The sequence below is a fragment of the Streptomyces sp. WZ-12 genome (genome assembly GCF_028898845.1).
In the GTDB taxonomy this organism is placed as follows: Bacteria; Actinomycetota; Actinomycetes; order Streptomycetales; family Streptomycetaceae; genus Streptomyces.
The window spans coordinates 8,593,547-8,613,480 of sequence record NZ_CP118574.1 but is presented as its reverse complement, the minus strand read 5'-3'; the positions used below and the strand labels follow the sequence as shown (position 1 = coordinate 8,613,480).

13 protein-coding genes and 1 riboswitch are annotated in these 19,934 nt (G+C 69.5%); of the genes, 10 read left to right on the top strand and 3 right to left on the bottom strand.

The features are described from left to right. Positions 1–82 precede the first annotated feature (82 nt). The 7 genes from PV796_RS37735 (at position 83) to PV796_RS37700 (ending at position 12,829) form a co-directional block, all read left to right on the top strand. Complete coding sequence (locus PV796_RS37735; protein WP_274918265.1) at positions 83–514, top strand: Rrf2 family transcriptional regulator; 432 nt, start codon at positions 83–85, stop codon at positions 512–514. 95 nt (positions 515–609) lie between these two features. After that, a complete protein-coding gene (locus PV796_RS37730) occupies positions 610–1,356 on the top strand; it encodes an SDR family NAD(P)-dependent oxidoreductase (RefSeq protein WP_274918264.1) in 747 nt (248 codons plus the stop codon). 344 nt (positions 1,357–1,700) lie between these two features. After that, positions 1,701–2,792, top strand: a complete 1,092-nt coding sequence (locus PV796_RS37725) for an LLM class flavin-dependent oxidoreductase (RefSeq protein ID WP_274918263.1) — start codon at positions 1,701–1,703, stop codon at positions 2,790–2,792. Between the two features lie 696 nt (positions 2,793–3,488). After that, positions 3,489–4,589: a trypsin-like serine peptidase gene (locus tag PV796_RS37720; RefSeq protein ID WP_274918261.1), complete on the top strand. Its 1,101-nt coding sequence runs from the start codon at positions 3,489–3,491 to the stop codon at positions 4,587–4,589. 787 nt (positions 4,590–5,376) lie between these two features. Then, positions 5,377–5,760, top strand: a complete 384-nt coding sequence (locus PV796_RS37710) for a hypothetical protein (RefSeq protein ID WP_274918260.1) — start codon at positions 5,377–5,379, stop codon at positions 5,758–5,760. 250 nt (positions 5,761–6,010) lie between these two features. Then, positions 6,011–6,188, top strand: a riboswitch (M-box (ykoK) riboswitch). 464 nt (positions 6,189–6,652) lie between these two features. After that, positions 6,653–8,287 (top strand): NRAMP family divalent metal transporter, encoded by a 1,635-nt coding sequence (locus tag PV796_RS37705; RefSeq protein ID WP_274918259.1) that lies wholly within the window; start codon positions 6,653–6,655, stop codon positions 8,285–8,287. 342 nt (positions 8,288–8,629) lie between these two features. Then, positions 8,630–12,829, top strand: a complete 4,200-nt coding sequence (locus tag PV796_RS37700; protein WP_274918258.1) for a bifunctional nitrate reductase/sulfite reductase flavoprotein subunit alpha — start codon at positions 8,630–8,632, stop codon at positions 12,827–12,829. 81 nt (positions 12,830–12,910) lie between these two features. Here PV796_RS37700 and PV796_RS37695 read toward each other — a convergent pair whose 3' ends face one another. Continuing rightward, on the bottom strand, positions 12,911–13,615 hold the full coding sequence (locus tag PV796_RS37695; protein ID WP_274918256.1) for a M24 family metallopeptidase: 705 nt from the start codon (positions 13,613–13,615) through the stop codon (positions 12,911–12,913). A 593-nt stretch (positions 13,616–14,208) separates the two neighbouring features. Here PV796_RS37695 and PV796_RS37690 point away from each other — a divergent pair. The 3 genes from PV796_RS37690 to PV796_RS37680 are packed head-to-tail and all read left to right on the top strand — an operon-like array spanning position 14,209 to position 17,546. Further along, a complete protein-coding gene (locus PV796_RS37690) occupies positions 14,209–15,015 on the top strand; it encodes a 2-amino-3,7-dideoxy-D-threo-hept-6-ulosonate synthase (protein WP_274919374.1) in 807 nt (268 codons plus the stop codon). Next, positions 15,012–16,121, top strand: coding sequence for a 3-dehydroquinate synthase II (locus PV796_RS37685; protein WP_274918254.1), 1,110 nt, complete (start codon positions 15,012–15,014; stop codon positions 16,119–16,121). Before PV796_RS37690 ends, PV796_RS37685 begins: the two co-directional genes overlap by 4 nt. A gap of 33 nt (positions 16,122–16,154) precedes the next feature. Next, entirely contained in the window at positions 16,155–17,546 is a 1,392-nt protein-coding gene (locus PV796_RS37680) for a class I adenylate-forming enzyme family protein (protein WP_274918253.1), read from the top strand. Between the two features lie 92 nt (positions 17,547–17,638). Here the strand turns inward: PV796_RS37680 and PV796_RS37675 are convergent, their stop codons facing one another. Together PV796_RS37675 and PV796_RS37670 are read right to left on the bottom strand one after the other, a co-directional pair. Further along, complete coding sequence (locus PV796_RS37675; RefSeq protein ID WP_274918252.1) at positions 17,639–19,216, bottom strand: 4-hydroxyphenylacetate 3-hydroxylase family protein; 1,578 nt, start codon at positions 19,214–19,216, stop codon at positions 17,639–17,641. Positions 19,217–19,253: 37 nt separating this feature from the next. Beyond that, positions 19,254–19,820, bottom strand: coding sequence for a flavin reductase family protein (locus PV796_RS37670; RefSeq protein WP_274918251.1), 567 nt, complete (start codon positions 19,818–19,820; stop codon positions 19,254–19,256). Positions 19,821–19,934 lie beyond the last annotated feature (114 nt).

Here is a 19,934-nt window from a genome sequence, read left to right as displayed (position 1 = left end):
TCCACGCGGGCACTCACCTCGGGCACTCGACGAGGACAGGCATAACTGTTATGGTTACAACACAAGGGAGGTGAGGGACGACATGAGTGCCAACAGCAGGCTGACCGTCGCCGCGCACGCCCTGACCTGGATCGGGCTGTATCAGCGCCGCGGCCACGAGGTAGCCACCTCCGAGCAGATCGCGACGAGCGTCAATACCAACCCCGTAGTGATCCGGCGCCTGTTGGCCCAGCTACGCAAGGCCGGCCTGGTCGACTCACGACGAGGCGCCGGCGCCGGCTGGACACTGTCGCGGGCCCTGCCGACGATCACCCTGCTCGACGTCTACGAGGCGGTTGAGCCAGGGCCGATCTTCGCCCTGCACCCGGCCACACCCGACCCCGAGTGCGTCGTGGGCCACGGCATAGCACCGGTGCTGGGCGTCGCCTACGACGGAGTCGAGACCGCCCTCCGAGCGGAGCTGGCCAGAACCACCCTGGAAGACGTGCTGCGCGACGTACTCAAAGCCACTTAACTTCGACCGCGAGCCCCACCCGGCCGCGACAGTACGGCGCTTCTTGCGCCCCGAAATGTAACCACAACGGTTACATCAATCACCCGGAGAATGTCATGGGACAGCTCGACAACAAGACCGCCCTCGTCACCGGGGCTTCCACCGGCATCGGCCTGGCCATCGCCCGCCGGTTCGCCGCCGAGGGAGCCACCGTCTACCTCACCGGCCGCCGCAAGGCCGAACTGGAGCACGCCGTCGACCAGATCGGCGACCGCGCAATCGGCATCCGGAGCGACGTATCACAACTCGCCGACCTCGACCGGCTCTTCGCCGAGATCACCGAGCGCAGCGGTCGACTCGACATCGTCGTGGCCAACGCCGGCGTCGGCGACTCCGGCCCGCTCGGCACCATCACCGAGGAGGAGTACGACCGCACCACCTCCATCAACCTCAAGGGCACGGTCTTCACCGTCCAAAAGGCACTCCCCCTGCTCCCGGCCGGCGCCTCGGTGATCCTGCTCTCCTCCAGCGCCGCCCTGCGCGGTGTCCCGGGCCTCGGCATCTACGCCGCCACCAAGGCCGCGATCCGCAGCCTCGCCCGCACCTGGGCCGCCGAACTCGTCGGCCGCGGCATCCGCGTCAACGCCCTCACCCCCGGCCCCGTCGCAACCCCCGGCGCCGACGAACTCCGGGCCGCACTCCCGCAAGACGGCCCGGCCGACGAGCCCGCCGCACCGACCCCACTCGGCCGAGCCGGCCGTCCCGACGAGGTCGCCGCCACCGCCCTCTACCTGGCTGGGGACCAGAGCTCCTTCACCACCGGCGCGGAACTCTTCGTCGACGGCGGCGCCACCCAGCTCTAGCCACACAGACCGCCCTCGGCGCCCTCCCGCGCCGAGGGCGGATCGCCGATCCTCATCGAACCACTCCTGACACGGAACCAGGAGCCGACCAATCACCGGCCGACAAGCCACCGGCTGGAAAACCGGAGCGGTTCAGTGGACTTGGCGTCACCACACGAATGATCGGTTCGGGAGCCGCTGTTGCGGCAACGGCATGGGACGCCACCCGATCCGATGGTGTGTGACATACCGCTGGTGCCGTAATGGCGCTGTGCGTCCGTTTGAGCCGGTCAGTCTGTGCGTCGTTGACCGGTCGTGCCAAGCGTGCCGCTCGGGAGTTCGCGCGGAGGAATCACATGGCGGCGATGCCAGCATTCGGATTGAATCGCTTCGACTTCACCTCACCGCCTGCCTTCGCCGCCGATGTGCGCCGGGCCGAGCATCTCGGCTGGGACTACGCGTTCATCCCCTCGACCCCGCTCCTACTGCGTGACCCGTATGTGAATCTGGCCTTCGCCGCCGCACGCACGGAACGCATCGGGCTCGGGCCGCTCATCGTGAACCCGGTGATGCGTCATCCCGCAGTGATCGCCTCATCGATCGCGACGGTCGCGGGACCGGCCCCCGGCCGGACCATGCTCACCTACGGCGCGGGCGACACGGCAGTCCGCCTCATGGGCCAACGCCCGGCCACCGTGGCCCGCCTCGCCGAAGCCGTCACCCTGACCCAAGGGCTGTTGTCCGGAGAAGAGGTGGAGGTACCGTCGGCCCCGCGACGGGCCCGCCTGACCCACGCCGCGCCGGTCCCGGTCTGGATCGCCGCCGGTGGGCCGCGCACGCTGCGCATGGCCGGCCGGGTGGCGGACGGAGTGTTCATCCGGGTCGGACGCCATCGGGCCAATCTGAGCGCGGCCGTCGACGCGGTTCGTGCGGGGGCGGCGGAGGCGGGCCGGAATCCGGATGGGGTCAGGATCGGGGCCGTCTTCCATACGGTGTTGGGGGACGACCTCGAACGCGCCGCCCTCATCAGCCGCTCCCTGGCCGCCGGGTACTACGAGTACTCGCCCCGGCTGTTCGGCCCTCCCGGCTTCGAGTGGAACGGACCGCCCATCGAGGAGCTCAAGGCGAAGGTCTGGCCCGACTTCCATCACGCCGCAGATCTGCGGGAGTCCGGCCGGGTGGTCTCCTTCCTCCCCGACGAGGTGGCCGATGCCTTCGCCCTCTACGGAACGCCCAGGATGATCGCCGAGCAGCTGGTACAGGCCCTCGGCGACGGCCTCCCGACCTCCGTGGTCGTCGCGCATCCCATGCCCGCCCCGTTGTCGGGCGGCCGGGCCCCGTACCTCGAACGGTTCGCCACCGAAGTCATCCCCCTCGTCCGCAACCAGCTCGGCGGCCGACGGCCTTCTCGTCCTGGCCCCGCTACGGACTTTCCAGAACAGTCTGATGGTGTGTGACATGCCGCTGACTGCGCAGTACTGATCCGAAACTCAAAGGGTTCTCTTCGATGGCGTAGCGGACGTGTGGGCCGCCGAAGTAACCGCGGAAGAGGTGGAGTTGGTGTTGGCGGCGGTGGAAGAACCCCTGGCTCCGGCGACGGGTTGGCTCTGGTCGCGGGCCCGCAGCTCGTCGAGTCGATTCGCCTGGCGCGGAAGGCGGCGAGCCCTCCTCCCGCACCGCGCGTAGTGCCGCGTCACCACCTCACCGGCCGGCCCCCTTGGAGGCGTTGAGGATGAACGATTCGCCAGCAATGAGGCCGACTCACCCCACCGGCCAGCGCCTGGTAGGGAGCCCTCCAAGGTTGGGTCAAGCGCCTGTCCGCGTGCCTCGTCACGCGGCTACATTCAGCGACACGAGAACACCTCGCCAGGCAGGCTGTCGGCGTGCGCGCGGGTCACCGACAGCCAAAGGCGCCCGGAATTCCCTGGCGGCGCTCCCCGACCCGGGGGAGGTCGCCGAACGACGGCTCCCTTGAGGGAACTACGTCCCACCTCGGAGGAGCTGCCGCGGGTCCGTCGCCTATGGAGTGGCCGCTTCGGGACTGGCATCCCGTGTCCCCTCCGCACCACACACGTTGAACATACCGTCAGCTCACCTGACGACATTTCCGTAGAAGTCGGTTGTCCAGGTACTCGCCCTGAAAGGGGTTTTCGATGGCAGTGCGTAGGAAAAAGCTGATGGGAGCGGTGGGGTTGGCGTTGTGCGCTTACGCGCTCAGCGTCGGCCTCGACCAGGGGCTGGTGGCCCCGGCATCCGCGGGACAGGATTCGAGCGAACTCGTTCGACCAGCAGGCCGCGACAAAGTCCCCCTGGTCTCGGGCCTGTTGGGCCACCTGCCCCTCCCGGGACCGGCGCGGAGCCGGCAGGAGGGAGCGTACTGGACCGCGCAGCGTATGGGCGAAGCGCTCCCCGTCGACGTGGCACGCGTCGTTCGGCTGGGTTCGGACCTGTCGGAAGCCCTCGAACAACTCAGCCTCGCTGGTGTGCTTCCCCGGACGGCCGAGCACTTCGAGGGGATGCCCATGGTGGGAACGTTCTTCTACGACGGCAGCCCGGTGAGCGGTAAGGCCACGTACTGCACAGGCAGTGTGGTGCACAGCGGCGGGCACAGTCTTGTCCTGACGGCCGGGCACTGCGCCCTCGGCCTCACCCACGCCAGGCACGCGATCTTCGTGCCCGACTACCATTTCGGATACTCCGCCGCCGCCCAACCCCACGGGTTCTACCCGGCGACCCGCCTGTTCGTGGACCCGCGCTACCGGGCCAACACCAAGCAAGCGGTATCAGACCTGGATCTGGCCTTTGTCCAGGTCGACGCGAACGACAGGGGCAAGAGGCTCGAAGACGTCACCGGGGCCCTGACGTTCGCCCAGACCCCGCGGTACAACAACCACGTCACGGTGATCGGCTATCCCTACTCCGCCGCGGTCAACCCCGCCCACAAGGCCGTCCATTGCGACGTCGCCACCAAGCGGCTGCTGGGCTTTCGGCAGATGCAAATGGAGTGCAACGGCTTCTACGGGGGCGTCTCCGGAGGCCCGTGGATCAGTGACTACAACCCTTCCACCGAGACCGGCAGGGTCATCGGCAGCGTTGGCGGCTACAACGGCGGCGGGAACGATGCCAACGCCGACAACGTCACCTACTCACCCCTGTACGGCAAGGACGCCCAAGACCTCTACAACGACGCCAACGCAGGCCGCGCCGTTCTGCGCCCACACTCCTACGATCCGGCCACTGCCAGCACAGGATGAAGACCACCCGCGCCAGAGGACGCACTCTGTTCTCATGTCCGGTGCGGTTGTGGGTACTTGGCGCAGGATAGACAGGTGTCGGGCTCGCCCTTCGCCGAGTAGTGGTGGCTGACCAGGGGCTTCAACTGAGGTCGGCGGCCTTCGAAGCACCAGCGTCCGCGACCTACTCCAGCGCCCAACAGGCGTCCTCGGCATGAAACCGGTCAGAAGTACTCGATGGCAGCAAGGGCTCTGACGACCGACCGCAGTATGCGTGAGCAGCGGGAGCCGACCTCCTCGACCGGCTCCCGTACTGCCAACACGCATGTCTCCCAGACCACAAGCGAGTTGATCGCCGAGGGTGACTGGCCGGCAGCGCCCACGCGTGTGGGATCGCCGACTGGCCGGCCGGGTTGCTGTAGCCCGCGATCCGCAGGCCGTCGCCGCAGTCGGAGGTGGTGTCGACGTCGAGCCAGAAGCCCCTGCCGCAGTACAGCAGTACGCGGTGGCGGGGACGCAGGCTTTTCACCGCTGGGGCGCTCCGACCTACTGGCGCAAGGGGCTTACCGCTGGCAGGAGTTGGGGGTGCCATCGAGCCAAGGTTGGGGCAACACTTGCGCCCAGGTGCAATCATGGCACTACGCTCAGGCATCAGCAGGCACCTCACTGGCGAGGCTCCTGCACGAACATTGACCGCTGGACGGCCCTCGCTTCGCAACAGTCCGGCCCGCCTCGCCCTTCGTTCCTTCACGGCTCATCAACTGGCGTCATTTCCCTCGCCGTTGACTGACTCTTCCAGGATGCGCCCATGCACCTTCTACCCCGTCCAGGCTTCCGGCGCCTCAAGGACCCCGCACGCCCCCTGACGGTGCATTGCGCCCTCCAGGCCGTGTGCGACGGGCACGCGATGAACAAGACGCTCACCCTGTTCTCGCACATGTTCACAGGCACCGACGTGCGAGTGGACAGTCGGTGCACCGTCAGGCCGGACGGCAGAGTCAGCGTGCTCGCGCAAGTCGCCCTCACCCCGGACGCCTCCGCCACCGCCGCGCTGGAACGGCTCGTCGTCCACCTGACCCGCGAGCCCGGTGTACGCAACGTGCGCTGGCACCTGCACACCAAGAACACCCCCTCGGCCCCTCCCCGGCCACCCGGTCCGGACGACGAGAAACCCTCCCAGGGAACGGCCTGAGCGGGGACAACCCGAGCGAGCGCCGCTGCGCGGACTTCGTAGCAGCCCCTCGGCCTTTGCTGATCGGCCACCCGGGCCACGCACGCCACTTTCGACGTCGGAGCAGGCTTCCGTGCAGGCGGCTCGCGCGGGGTCAGACCGTCCGCAGGCATGGGACTTTTCCTCAACTGCGTTGATTTCTTGGGGGGTTGTTGAAGCGGTGTTCATTTGCGCGGTGACGCAAGTGGGGTAGCGTTCCGGTGGCTGGAAACGGGCACCTCGTTCGGTGAGGCGTCTGCACGGATACAGGCCACTGACCCGACGACGTCGAGAGACGCCCAGGATCAGGACAGGTCTCCTCGGCTTAAGGGGTGACCCCAAGTGGCTTCCCGCCCGTCCGGGTGGGGATACGCCGTGCAGTGTCGAAGCTCTTACGTGGAGGGTGTCTGTCCGGCGCAGGCAGGAAGGCTTCCCTGTCGTGAGCGTAACGACGCATCCAATATTGGAGGTGGTCAGGATGGTTCCTGATGGACATACGCGGCCTCACATGCAGCCTGGCCTCGTGAAGGTAGACGCCTGAGTCATTCCCTCGCGCTGTGACCGCGCGTGAGGCGTGCCGCGCATTCCACGGTCAACGGGATGCCGCGCGGCGGCTCGCTTTCGTTCCAGCGGCGCCGCCAGACGTCCGCCCGTTGGCTCTTCATCGCTCTTCAACGGCTCGCCATGGAGCCGTTTTTCGCCACGCCCGTACGCGGGTGCTCCCGCCTGTGGGCGTACGGTTCAGGGAGGCAGATACATGGCTTTTGGCATCACTCGGCAGACTCCCGATCAAGATCCCCGTCAGGAAGGGAGCCGTGCCCTTGTTGGCACGGCGGTGCAGGATCCCGCGCATGTCGGGGACATCGTCGGTGCGTTGGGAACCATCCGCCAAGGGGACAGCGGTCGGCGGCGGTCGTGGGGGCAGCGCATCCGCGCGCTACTGGTGATCATGGGGCCCGGACTGATCGTGATGGTCGGGGACAACGACGCCGGCGGCGTGTCGACGTACGCTCAGGCAGGCCAGAACTACGGCATGAAGCTGCTGTGGACCCTGGCTTTGCTGATCCCGGTGCTCTACGTCAACCAGGAGATGGTGGTCCGTCTCGGAGCGGTCTCCGGTGTCGGGCACGCCCGGCTGATCTTCGAACGGTTCGGCACGTTCTGGGGTGCCTTCAGCGTCGGTGATCTGTTCCTGGTCAACGCGCTGACGATCGTGACCGAGTTCACCGGCGTCTCCCAGGCACTGAGCTACTTCGGGATACCCGCGTACGTGGCCGTCCCGATGGCTGCCGTGCTGCTGTTCGCCGTGGTGGCCGGGGGGTCCTTCCGGCGCTGGGAGCGGTTCTTGTTCCTGCTGATCGCGGTGAACGTGGTGATGTTCCCCATGGCGCTGCTGGCTCATCCGAAGGTCGGCACGGCCGCTCAGGGTTTGATCCCGCAGTTCCCCGGCGGGCTCGACTCCACGCTGCTGCTCGTGATCGTCGCCATCGTCGGTACCACCGTCGCCCCGTGGCAGCTGTTCTTCCAGCAGTCGAACGTGGTGGACAAGCGGATCACGCCGCGTTGGATCCGTTACGAGCGCGCGGACCTGTGGATCGGCATCGCTGTCGTCATGGCCGGCGGTGCGGCGATCATGGCGACCGCGGCCTTCGTCTTCCACGGCACGGACCTGTTCGGTCAGTTCAGCGACGCCGGTGGTGTGGCGAACGGGCTGCGGGAACACGGAAGTTCGGCCCTGGGGGCGCTGTTCGCGATCCTCCTGCTGGACACCGCCCTCATCGGCGCCAACGCCGTGGGACTGGCCACCGCCTACACCTTCGGGGACACCTTCAAAAAGCGGCACTCGCTGCACTGGAAGATGTCCGAGGCTCCCTTGTTCTACGTCGGTTACGCCCTCCTGATCGGCATCTCCGCCACGGTCACACTCGCGGCGAACGACCAGGTCCAGGGCCTGATCACCCAGGGCGTCCAGGCACTGGCGGGGGTCCTGCTCCCTTCGGCAACCGTCTTCCTCGTCCTGTTGTGCAACGACCGGCCGGTGCTGGGCCCGTGGGTGAACACCGCCAAGCAGAACATCGTCGCGGGCCTGATCGTCTGGACGCTGGTGCTGCTCTCACTGGCACTGACCGCGGCCACCTTCTTTCCGAACCTGACCACAACGCAATGGGAGGTCGGTCTCGCTGCCGGCGCGGCCGTCGGCGCTGTCGGCGGGACCTTCGTTGCCCTGCGGTCGCGGCATGCGGCGAACGTCGCCGCCGCGCGCGTGGCCGCTTGGCTACACGCCATGGACCAGGATGATCCAGCCGTACCCGAACCCCTGAGCAAGGCAGACCGCAAGGCGTTGCTGGAGGCCGACCGCAAGGCGTGGCGCACCCCCGCACTCTCCGCCCTGGAGAAGCCGAAGTTCTCCCCCCTGCGCCGAGCCGGGCTGCTCACGCTGCGCGGTTACCTGGTCATTGCGGTCGGCTTGGTCATCGTCAAAATTGCCCAACTGGCCGCAGGACACTGACCGTCGGCCCGCAGCCACTTCGTGGGGCGGCAAACGGCCGCCCCACGCATCCCTCTGGCACGACAACGTGTCACCGGAAGTGCACTGTGCCTGGACGGCCGTCCCGTCCCGGTGGCGGTCCCGCCGCAGTTCGTCCGCACGGCGCTGCGTCGAGTGTCGGTAGGGGCGGCGTGGGCATCTCACGCGTGCCCGTGGTGCGGTGTGCGCCGGGTGTAACGCCAGGCACTCGCGGCTCGTGACGGAATCGAAATTCGATCTTCCTAAGCTGCTGTCTCTGGGCTGCTGCCGCTGACGGGGGCAGTCCGGCTCAAGGGAGTGGACACGCCGCGGAGTGGAGTTTTGGTGGCAACTGGCGCGAAGGACGGCAGCGTCCGTACGGTCTGTTCGTACTGCGGGGTGGGCTGCGGGATCGTTCTGGACGTGGCGCGGGACCCTGCCGACGGTCGGCTCCGTGGGGCGAAGGTGTCCGGGGACAAGGCGCACCCCGCCAATTCCGGCCGGCTGTGCACCAAGGGGGCGACCAGCGCGGACGTGATGGCCGCTCCGGGGCGGGCGGCGAAGGCGCTGGTGCGTGCCGAGCGCGGCGCCGAGCCCGTTGAGACGGACGTGGACGAGGCCATCGAGTCGGTCGCGGGCCGGCTGCGGACGATCCTCGACGCGCACGGGCCGGACGCCTTGTCCTTCTACGTCTCCGGGCAGATGTCCCTGGAGGCGCAGTACTTGGCGAACAAGCTGGCCAAGGGCTTTGTGCGCACCAACCAGATCGAGTCCAACTCCCGGCTGTGCATGGCCTCCGCCGGAACCGGCTACAAGCTGTCGCTGGGCGCGGACGGCCCACCCGGTTCCTACCGGGACTTCGACCGCGCGGACGCGTTCTTCGTCATCGGCGCCAACATGGCCGACTGCCACCCGATCCTGTTCCTGCGGATGATGGACCGGGTGAAGTCGGCGGGCGCCAAGCTGATCGTCGTCGACCCGCGCCGCAACGCCACCGCCGACACGGCCGACCTCTTCCTCCAGATCAGGCCCGGCACGGACCTGGCCCTGCTCAACGGCCTGCTGCACCTGCTGGTGGCGAACGGCCACACCGACGAGGAGTTCATCACCGAGTTCACCGAGGGCTGGGAGGAGATGCCCGTCTTCCTCGCGGACTATCCGCCCGAGAAGGTCGCGGAGATCACCGGCATCCCCGAAAGCGACATCCGCCGGGCCGCGCAATGGATCGGCGAGGCCGGCGAGTGGATGAGCTGCTGGACCATGGGCCTGAACCAGTCCACCCACGGCACCTGGAACACCAATGCCCTGGTCAACCTGCACCTCGCCACCGGTGCCATCTGCCGCCCGGGGTCCGGCCCCTTCTCGCTGACCGGCCAGCCCAACGCCATGGGCGGACGCGAGATGGGCTACATGGGACCGGGCCTGCCCGGGCAGCGCTCCGTACTGGTCGACTCCGAGCGCGCGTTCATCGAGAACCTGTGGAACATCCCCGAGGGCACGCTGCGTACCGAGGTCGGGCGCGGCACGGTCGAGATGTTCGAGCGGTTGGCCGCGGGCGACATCAAGGCGTGCTGGATCATCTGCACCAACCCGGTCGCCTCGGTGGCCAACCGCAAGAGCGTCATCGCCGGTCTGGAGGCCGCCGAACTCGTCATCACCCAGGACGTGTTCGCCGAGACCGAGACCAACGCCTACGCCGATGTCGTACTGCCCGCCACGCTGTGGGCGGAGTCCGACGGTGTCATGGTCAACTCCGAACGGAACCTCACCCTCGTGCCGGGGGCCGTCGACGCGCCCGGCCAGGCGCTGCCGGACTGGCAGTTGATCGCCCGGGTGGCCCGCGCGATGGGCTTCGTCGACGGCTTCACCTACGCCTGTGCCGAGGAGGTGTTCGAAGAGCTCAGGCGGGCGTGGAACCCCAAGACTGGTTGGGACCTGCGCGGCGTGAGCTACGACCGGCTGCGCACCACCCCCGTCCAGTGGCCGGCACCTGCCGTCGACGGCCCGGACCGCAACCCGATCCGCTATCTCAACGACGGCGTCAGCCAGACCCTCCTGGAACGCGAGGACGGCACCCGCCCCCGCCTGGCCTTCCCCACCGCGAGCGGACGCGCCCGGTTCTTCGGCCGCCCGCACCTGCCGGCGGCCGAACTCCCCGACGACGACTACCCGTTCGTCCTCAACACGGGTCGCCTCCAGCACCAGTGGCACACGATGACCAAGACCGGCAGGGTCGCCAAGCTCAACAAGCTCAACCCCGGCCCGTTCGTGGAGGTTCACCCCGAGGACGCCGAGGATCTTGGCGTTGTCGAGGGTGACCACCTGGAGGTCGCCTCCCGCCGCGGGCGTGCCGTACTGCCCGTCGTGGTCACCGACCGCGTGCGGCCGGGCATGTGCTTCGCCCCGTTCCACTGGAACGATCTGTTCGGCGAGTACCTCAGCGTCAATGCCGTCACCAGCGACGCCGTCGACCCGCTCTCCTTCCAGCCCGAGTTCAAGGTCTGCGCCGTCGCCCTCACCAAGACGGTCACCCCCGTTCCCGCGGCCCGGGAGAGCGCCGAACCGGAGTCCGCGCCCGCGTCTCCGGTGGCCGTGCAGGCCGACGCGGCACCCGTCGCTGCGGACTCCCCCGTCCGCGCGCTGGCCACGCTGTTCGGCGTCGCCGGCCTCGCCTCCGCGCCCCTGGCCGAGGCGGAGCGCCGCTACCTCTCCGGATATCTCGCCGGCCTCGCTCTCACCCCGCCGGACGGGCAGGTCCCCGTCCTGCCGCCGGGCGCACCCTTCGATCCGGACCACGCCCTGTGGGTCGACGGTGTCCTGGCCGGGATGTACTCCCGCACCGCCAACGCCGCGCCGCCTCCGGCGCCCGCGCAGCCCGATGCGCAGGCCGCTGATGCCGCCGTACCGGCCCGTGACCTGGTCATCCTGTGGGCCTCCCAGACCGGTAACGCCGAGGAGTTCGCCGGTGGTGCGGCCTCGCACCTCGCCGGGGCGGGCCGCGCCCCCGAACTGCTCCCCATGGCCGACGCGACCCCGGCCCGCCTCGCTCCTGGTACCGATGTCCTCCTCGTCACCAGCACCTTCGGCGACGGTGCCGCCCCGGACAACGGCGCCGACTTCTGGCAGGCTCTGTCCGCCCCGAACGCCCCCCGGTTGGAGGGAATCCGGTACGCGGTCCTCGCCTTCGGTGACTCCGCCTACGACGACTTCTGCGGCCATGGCCGCCGGCTCGACGAACGCCTTGCCGCGCTCGGAGCCACCCGTCTCCTCCCCCGCACCGACTGCGAACCCGACTTCGAGGAGACCGCCGGGCGGTGGCTCGGGCAGGTGGCCACGGCGCTGGCCACGGCTGACGAGCGGCGGTCCGTTCCGGCGGGCGCGGTCGAGACGGCCATGCCCGACCCCGCCGCCACCGCACCGGCCGGTTACACCAAGGCGTCGCCGTTCGCCACGCTGCTCATCGGCAACCGGCTGCTGAGCCTGCCCAGTTCGGAGAAGGAGGTACGGCAGTTCGCGCTCGACACCCGCGACGGCGAGCTCGCCTACGAGGCCGGTGACGCCCTCGGGGTATGGCCGATCAACGGCGCCGGTCTCGTCGCCGAATGGCTCGCCCTCACCGGTCTGGACCCCGACGAAGTCGTCGATGTCGGCGACGGAGTGTCCCTCCCCCTCGATGAGGCCCTGCGCACCCGCTTGGACCTCACCCACATCACCACCGACCTGCTGAGGTTCGTGACCGAGCGGACCGGCAGCCACGAGCTGAAGCGGCTGCTGCGCCCGGACAACAAGGACGCGCTCGCGAAGTGGAGTTGGGGCCGCCAGGCCGCCGGCGTCATCGGCGCGTTCCCCGTCCGCGCTTCGGCGGCGGACTGGGCGGGGGTCCTCAAGCGCCTTCAGCCCCGCCTGTACTCCATATCCTCCAGCCCGCTCGTGCACCCCAGCGAGGTCCGCCTCACCGTCTCCGTCGTCCGCTACACCGACGACCGCGGCCGCGACGGCAAGGGCGTGTGCTCGACCTACCTCGCCGACCACGCCGACGACGGCCCGGTGCAGGTCTTCGTGCAGCGTTCGGCAAACTTCCGACCGCCCGCTGACCCCGCCACCCCCATGATCATGGTCGGGCCCGGCACCGGCGTGGCGCCCTTCGTCGGCTTCCTCGAAGACCGTCGGGCCCGCGGCCACACCGGCCCCAACTGGCTGTTCTTCGGCGAGCAGCGCCGGGCCACCGACTTCTACTACCGCGAGGAGCTGGAGGCGTACCGCGCATCCGGCCACCTCGACCGCCTCGACCTCGCCTTCTCCCGCGACCAGCGCAACAAGGTCTACGTCCAGGACCGGATGCGCGAACACGGCCCCCGCCTGTGGCAGTGGCTCCAGGACGGCGCCCACTTCTACGTCTGCGGCGACGCCGGACGCATGGCCAAGGACGTCGACCAGGCCCTCAAGGACATCGCCGCCGCCCAAGGCAACATGGACGCCGACGAAGCCACCGACTACGTCAGGCGCCTGTCCGCGGACAAACGCTACGTCCGCGACGTCTACTGACCCCGCTCCAGACGGTTGCGCCACCGGTCGGGACCAGGCCGGCGGCGGCCTGTGGGCGACTTTCCGGCCGCCGGCCTCTCGTCAGGCCAGGTCCAGCAACTGCTCGTAGAAGCCGCCGAATCCGTGCTCCTCGTCCACCAGATGAATCTCCAGGATCCAGTGGCAGCGCCAGCCCGCCCTGTCGGTGCGACGGAGCGGATGGTCGTTGTCCGGCACGATGTACGCATCCGTCTTGGCGCCGTCGATCGTCTCGTGCGGGAACTCCCCGACGAGATGCCCCGCGTGCCAGCCGCCCAGGGACCAGCCGGCCCCGGACGCCAACTGTTCCACCTCGGCGTACAGTTGCTTACCCGTGATGTCGGGATCGGCCTGGAACGCGCGCCGGCCCGCCGCGAAGACGGTCGCCAAATCCTCCCGCAGCCGGTGCTTGACCGGATCGTCACCGAAGACGAAGGTGCGGCCGAAGTCCGCTTCGTACTCCTCGAAGATCGGGCCGAAGTCGACGAAGGCGATGTCGTCCGCCCCGATGACCCGGTCCGGCGGATTCTCGCGGTACGGGAACAGGGTGTGTGGGCCGGCCCGGACGATCCGCTTGTGCCAGTGCTTCGTCGTCCCGAACATCTCGTTCGCCAGATCCCGAATCCGGTCGCTGACCTCCCGCTCGCCGGCCCCGGGCGCCACCAGGCGCCGCGCTTCGACCTCGGCGAACAGCGCCGTCGCCTTGCGCTGTGCCGCCACCAGGCCCAGGGCGCGCAGTTTCTCGTCCATACGATCAGGTATGCCCATGGCGGTGCTCCTCTTCTCCTTGCGTCTTCTCCTTGCGCTGCCGCGCGCACTGTGACGAGCGAGCCTTCGGAGGACGCCTGGCTGCGCAGTTGGCCGAAGCGTCCGTCCCACGGGCCGGAATCCAGGTCGCCGCGCAGGCGCGTGGTGCACCGCTCGCGCACCCGGCCGTCAACGAGACTCCACTGACGCCGGCAGTGCCGGAGGTATCGGCACTCCTCACCTGCCGTCGACCCAGCCCTCCCATACTGCAGCTGCGAAGCCGATCCGTAAATGATCTGGCACATGCTTGGGGAATTGACCAAACGGTTTGCACATGTGGCCCCGGAGGACGCTCCGAGGTGAAGCGCTCCACGAGGCAACGGCGGCGGCCGATCGTGCACCGGGGGCACGCGCTCGGTGCGCTTCGGCACACGAGGACACCGCCGGTCGCACGTCAACGGGGCTGACCAGCCGGGCCGTTCGGAAGCGCGGTCCCGGGCGGGGTGACGGCGCCTGCTGCGGAGACGGGTTGGCTCGATTCTTCAGTGGCCCTTGCGAGAGTTCCGTCATGAGGCAGAGCTGTCGCGTACGAATGGGGGCGTGTCATGACATCAATGCCGCTGACCGGAAGAGCACTGCGCCTGGCACGGCTGTCCCGCCCCGGTGACGGCCGGTATCTGTTCGTCCCGCTGGACCACTCCGTCTCCGACGGGCCGATCGTGCCCGCGGCCGATTTCCCCGGCCTGGTGGCGGACCTGGCGGCGGGCGGTGCGGACGCCGTCGTGGTGCACAAAGGCAGAGCCCGGACGATACCGCCCAGTCTGTTGGCGGACACCAGACTCGTGGTGCACCTGAGCGCGAGCACCGTCGTGGGACCGGACGTGGATGCCAAGGTCCTCGTCGGCGATGTCGAGGAGTGCCTGCGCCTGGGGGCGGACGCGGTGAGCGTCCACGTCAACCTGGGTTCGGACACCGAGCCCGCGCAACTGCGCGACCTGGGAACCGTGGCCGGGGCGTGCGAGCGCTGGGGCATGCCCCTGATCGCGATGGTCTACCCCCGGGGTCCCCGGGTGACGGATCCCGCCCGGCCGGAGCTCGTGGCGCACGCCGTCAGCGTCGCGGCCGATCTCGGCGTCGACATCGTCAAGACGGTGCTCGCCGCACCGGCGGCGCGGATGGCCGAGGTGGTCCAGTCCGCTCCGCTGCCCGTCGTCGTCGCGGGCGGCGGTGGCTCCGAGGAGGATCTGGCGGCCTTCGCGGGGGCGGTGATGACGTCCGGTTGCGCCGGACTCGCCGTGGGCCGCCGGGTGTTCACCAGTGCCTCACCCCAGTCCGTGGTCCGGGACCTGGCCGCGATCGTCCACGGCAGCAGTCCCGCGCGCCCGTCCGAGTCCTCTCCCGAATTGGCAGGTGCCCTGTGAAGTTCGCCTGGATCGACCTCCGTACCGTTCCCGCCGAGCAGCGGGAGGCGGTCGTCGACGCGGCCGTGCACGCCCGCGTCGACGGCATCGTGGACGGCGACATCGACACGCTCGCCACGCTCCCGGTCACCGTCAAGCGCATCCTGGCCGGCGCGGAGCCGCCGGCCGAGGGGGCCCCGGACGGGCTGATCGTGCTGCGGGAGGTCGCCGGTGCCGGTGGCCTCGACCGGCTCCGGACGCGACACCAGGCGTGCGAGCCGGACGTGGCCGGTTTGGTGGACGTCGTCGACGACCCCACGTTGACCCTGGCCTGCGAGACGGCGGTGGCACTGCCGTACACGGTGGTGCAGTTCAAGGACCCGACGAAGATCCCGCTGGAGATCGTGATCGCGGCAGCCGACCGCTCCCCCGGTCAACTCGTGTGTCGGGCGGATGACTTGGAGGAGGCGAAGGTCATCGTCGACGTGCTGGAGAAGGGTTCGGAGGGCGTCCTGCTGGCCCCGCGCGATGCCAATGACGTCTTCCGGCTCGTGGAGTTGCTGCGAGAGGGGACTCCCGACCTGGAGCTGACCACGCTGACGGTGGAGTCGATCGAACACCTCGGTCTGGGCGACCGGGTGTGCATCGACACCTGCACGCACTTCGAGAAGGACGAGGGGATGCTCATCGGCTCGTACGCGCACGGGTTCGTCCTGTGCGTGAGCGAGACCCATCCGCTGCCCTACATGCCGACGCGTCCGTTCCGGGTCAACGCGGGTGCGCTGCACTCGTACGTCTTCGGTCAGGACAACCGCACCAACTACCTGAGCGAGTTGAAGGCGGGCTCGGCGGTGTTGGCGGTGGGGGCCGACGGCCGGACCCGCCGGATCGTGGTGGGGCGGATCAAGCTCGAATCGCGTCCGCTGTTGGGCATCCGGGCGGTGTCGCCCGAGGGGGTCGAGGTCAACCTGATCGTGCAGGACGACTGGCATGTGCGGGTCCTGGGCCCGGGTGCGGCGGTGTTGAACGTGACGGAGCTGAAGCGGGGCGACCTGGTGCTCGGGCACGTCGCCACCGACAAGCGCCATGTCGGCTGGCCCGTCGGCGAGTTCTGCGTCGAGAAGTAGCCGCCGGCGGGGAGGCATCGGCCTGGAGAGAAGATGAACGACGGAGGCTGGTGGGGCGGGGGGCTCCTCGCCGCCGGCGACCCGCGTGCGCAGTGGGCACGAGCGGGCGCCGACGCGGTGTCCTTCCGGGAGTTCCGCGCCCGCACCACGTGGTTGTCCAGTGTGCTGCCCGCCCACGGCATCCGTGCGGGCAGTACGGTCGCGCTGCACGGCACGCCCAGCTTCACCCAGTTGTGGGTGGTGTGCGCGCTGTGGTCCCTGGGTGCGCAGGTCGTGCTGTTGGAGCCGTCGGTTCCGCGCGCGGAGCGGCAGGCGCTGTTGGAGCTCAGCGACCCGCAGTTCGTGATCACGCTCGGGGAACTCCTCGGCGACGAGGACCGGTTCGCGCCGGAGTGTGAGGTCTTGGTGCGGCGGCGGCCCGGTGGCCGGCCGGCGGGCACGGACCACTGTCTGGTGCAGTTCTCCTCCGGTACCACGGGTCGACCCAAGGCCGCGGGGCGCACCGCGTCGTCCCTGTTGGCCGAGGTGCGGCGGATCGGTGCGCTGGCGTTGGTGGCGCGCGGTGGCGAGCGGGTGGCGGTCCTGGAGCCGGTGGCGCGCTCGTTCGCGTTGATCGGGGGTGTGCTGCACGCGTTGGCGACCGGCGCGACGGTGGTCTTCCCGACGTCCGGCGGGGATGCGGCCGTCGTGGCCGCCGCGGCGGACGCCGACGTGGTGTTGGGCGGCCCCCGCCAGATCGCCCAGTTGGCCAACGCCCCTGCCGGAACGCGGCTGCCGCGGCTGCGGTTGGCCGTGTCCGGTGGCGACGTGCTGCCGGTGGAGACCGCGGGCGCGTTCGTCCGGCGCTACGGGGTCCGGGTGGGGCAGGCGTACGGCACGACGGAGACGGGCGTCGTCGCCACGGACCTGGCGGGTGAGTACGGGCCCGGGGTGATCGGGGTGCCGCTGCCTGGTGTGCGCACCCGGGTGGTCGCCGGTGCTCTGCAGGTGCACGTCCCCGCGTCGCCCTATCCGTACGAGCCGTGGCCGGCGTTGGCGGGCGGCGGTTGGCTGCCGACGCACGACCTGGTGGCCAGGGACGCGGCGACGGGCGCCTGGTGGCTGCGCGGGCGGGACGGGCGGGCCTCCTCGGGCGAGTATCTGGTCGATATCGAGGCGGTGTTGCTCGCCCACCGGGACGTCCGGGACGCCGTGGTGCTGGGCCCGGACCCGGTGGAGGCGCATGTGGCCGGCTCCGGTGCGTTGCGGCGGGCCGACCTGGCGGCCTGGTGCCGGCGGTTCCTGCAGGAGGCGGCCGTGCCGCAGTCCTTCCACGTGGTGCCCGAACTGGCGCGCTCGGCCAGTGGGAAGGCGCTGCGGGACCGGGCCCGGCTGCACGGGCAGGGCTGGGCGCCGCGGCCGGACCGGGTGGGTCGGGGCCGGTGATGCGCCCGCGCGCCGGTTGACGGAAGGTGGCGGGATGCGTCGAGGGGGCTGGCCCGCGTGCAGGCGGGCCAGCCCCCTCGTGGCGTGTGGGGTCAGCCCCAGAACCGCTTGCGCTGCTCTCGCAGTTCGGGGAACGAGTCGAGGTCGGGGACGGTCCAGCCGTCGAGGTCGTATTCCGCCAGGCAGCGTTCGGCGAAGCCCTTGTACTCGTCGAGTTGGCCGCTGGCGGCCTGGGCCTGGAGGATGTCGGTGCGTACCTGCTCGTGGTTGCCCGAGTAGTTGCGCTCGTACAGTTCGTGGCGGCCGCCGAACTCGGTGCCGACGGCGTCCCAGAGCAGTTTCATGAGTTTGACGCGGCTGACGGAGTCGTACCCGTTGGAGCCGCGGACGTAGGTGTCCAGGTAGGGCCGGATCTCGGGGTTGGCGAAGTCCTCGGCGGCGGAGTTGACGTAGATCAGTCCGCTGGCCACGTCCTGTTGGATGATCTCCTTGATGCGCGGGTAGCCGATGGTCATGAACCAGCGGTAGGCCATGCCGTAGTCGAGACGCGGCAGCAGCGCGCCGTTCTTCCACTGCTGTGGGTTGCGGGCGGCGGCGTCACTGAGCGCCCAGAACATGTTGCGCCAGGCCAGGACCTCGCCGACCCGGGTCTGGATGCCGCGGAAGTCCTTGCTGCCGGTCATCTCGACGGCCTTGAGGAGCAGTCCGGCCAGGAAGTCTATTTTCACGGCGAGTCGGATGCAGCCGTGGAAGGTGAGCCGTTCCAGGAAGCCTGACCTGGGCGCGAAGCCGTTGACGCGGTCGGCGTCGCCGTAGAGGAAGACGTTCTCCCAGGGGATGAGGACTTTGTCGAGGACGAAGATGGTGTCGTTCTCGTCGAGTCGGCTGGAGAGGGGGTGGTCGAAGGGGCTGCCCATGACGGCGGCGGTCGCGGCGTAGGAGGGGCGGCAGATCAGCTTCAGTCCGGGCGAGCCCATCGGCAGGGTGGCGACGAGCGCGAACTTCCGGTCGCGCAGCGGCAGTCCGTAGTGGGAGATGAAGTTGTAGTGGGTGATGGCGGAGCCGGTGGCCACTACTTTCGCGCCGGAGACGACCAGGCCGTTGTCGGTCTCCTTCTCCACGTGCACGAAGACGTCCTGGACCTGTTCGGTGGGCAGGTGACGGTCCACTGGTGGGTGGATGATGGCGTGGTTCCAGAAGAGGACCTTCTCCTGGGATTCCTTGTACCAGCGTTGGGCGTTGTCCTCGTAGGGGGTGTAGTAGTCGCTGTTGGCGCCGAGGGTGCCGAGGAAGGACGCCTTGTAGTCGGGGCTGCGGCCCATCCAGCCATAGGTCATGCGGGCCCATGCGGCGATGGCCTCGCGGTCGGCGACGAGGTCGGCCACGGTGTGCGGGGTGCGGAAGAAGGGGTGGGTGCGGCCGTTGCCGGTGTCGGTGGCGCAGGTCAGTACCTCGCGCCGGGCGGGGTCGTGCAGGGCGTCGTAGAGCCGGGCCGTCATCAGTGCCGGGTTGCGGAAGGCGGGGTGGGCGGTGACGTCCTTGACCCGCTCGCCGTAGAGGTAGATTTCGCGGTCGTCGCGCAGGCTGTCCAGGTATTCACGGCCGGTCAGTGGACGTGTTCCGGGATCCTGGGGGGCGTTGGATGCCGGGGCGCCGTTGGGTGGCGTCATGTTTCGCTCCTTGTCCGGTCGTTGGGGCCTGTGGTGGTCACGGTGTGCCGCCGGTCGCGGCGAGCGCGCCGAAGTCGGCCGCCCAGCCGTGGGCGGGGCCGTCGAGCGACCCGGCCCATACCGTGCCGCCGGGTGTGCGGTTCAGTTCGCCGAGGGTTCCGGAGTGGAAGACCAGCGGAGGTCCGCCGGGTGCCTCGAAGTCGATGACCTCGCCGATGTGGAGGACGTGGTCGCCACCGTCGTAGCCGGCCCAGGGTCGGCAGGTGAAGTGTGCGACGGCGCCGGGGAGTTGGGGCGCGCGCGTCCCGCCGGTCCAGTGGATTTCCGGGGCCGGTCCGCCGGCGTGTCCGGCGAAGAGCAGGGCGAGGTCGCGCTGGTCGGCCGCGAGGACGTTGACGCCGAAGGTCGGGGCCGTGGCGAGTCGGTGACAGGTGCGGCTGCGGCGGTCGAGGGAGACCAGGATCAGCGGTGGGGCGAGGGACACCGAGGTGAAGGAGCTGACGGTGGCGCCGTGGACGGCCGTACCGTCGGCGGTGGTCACCACGGTCACTCCCGAGGCGAACTGCCCCAGGCAGTCCCTCAGTGCGCGCTGTTCCTGATCCACTACGGGGCCTCCTCCGGGAAAGGGGGAGGGAAGGCGGGCGCGGGTTGCCCGGCATTCCGCTCCGGTCACCGGTGTCGCCGACGTCGACGGTTCGGCAAGGAATGGGGAAAATTC

Excerpts from the sequence above, each read along its gene's own strand:
- PV796_RS37735 (WP_274918265.1), top strand. The coding sequence starts at position 83 with ATGAGTGCCAACAGCAGGCTGACCGTCGCCGCGCACGCCCTGACCTGG.
- PV796_RS37730 (WP_274918264.1), top strand. The coding sequence starts at position 610 with ATGGGACAGCTCGACAACAAGACCGCCCTCGTCACCGGGGCTTCCACC.
- PV796_RS37725 (WP_274918263.1), top strand. The coding sequence starts at position 1,701 with ATGCCAGCATTCGGATTGAATCGCTTCGACTTCACCTCACCGCCTGCC.
- PV796_RS37720 (WP_274918261.1), top strand. The coding sequence starts at position 3,489 with ATGGCAGTGCGTAGGAAAAAGCTGATGGGAGCGGTGGGGTTGGCGTTG.
- PV796_RS37710 (WP_274918260.1), top strand. The coding sequence starts at position 5,377 with ATGCACCTTCTACCCCGTCCAGGCTTCCGGCGCCTCAAGGACCCCGCA.
- PV796_RS37695 (WP_274918256.1), bottom strand. The coding sequence starts at position 13,615 with ATGGGCATACCTGATCGTATGGACGAGAAACTGCGCGCCCTGGGCCTG.
- PV796_RS37690 (WP_274919374.1), top strand. The coding sequence starts at position 14,209 with ATGCCGCTGACCGGAAGAGCACTGCGCCTGGCACGGCTGTCCCGCCCC.
- PV796_RS37680 (WP_274918253.1), top strand. The coding sequence starts at position 16,155 with ATGAACGACGGAGGCTGGTGGGGCGGGGGGCTCCTCGCCGCCGGCGAC.
- PV796_RS37675 (WP_274918252.1), bottom strand. The coding sequence starts at position 19,216 with ATGACGCCACCCAACGGCGCCCCGGCATCCAACGCCCCCCAGGATCCC.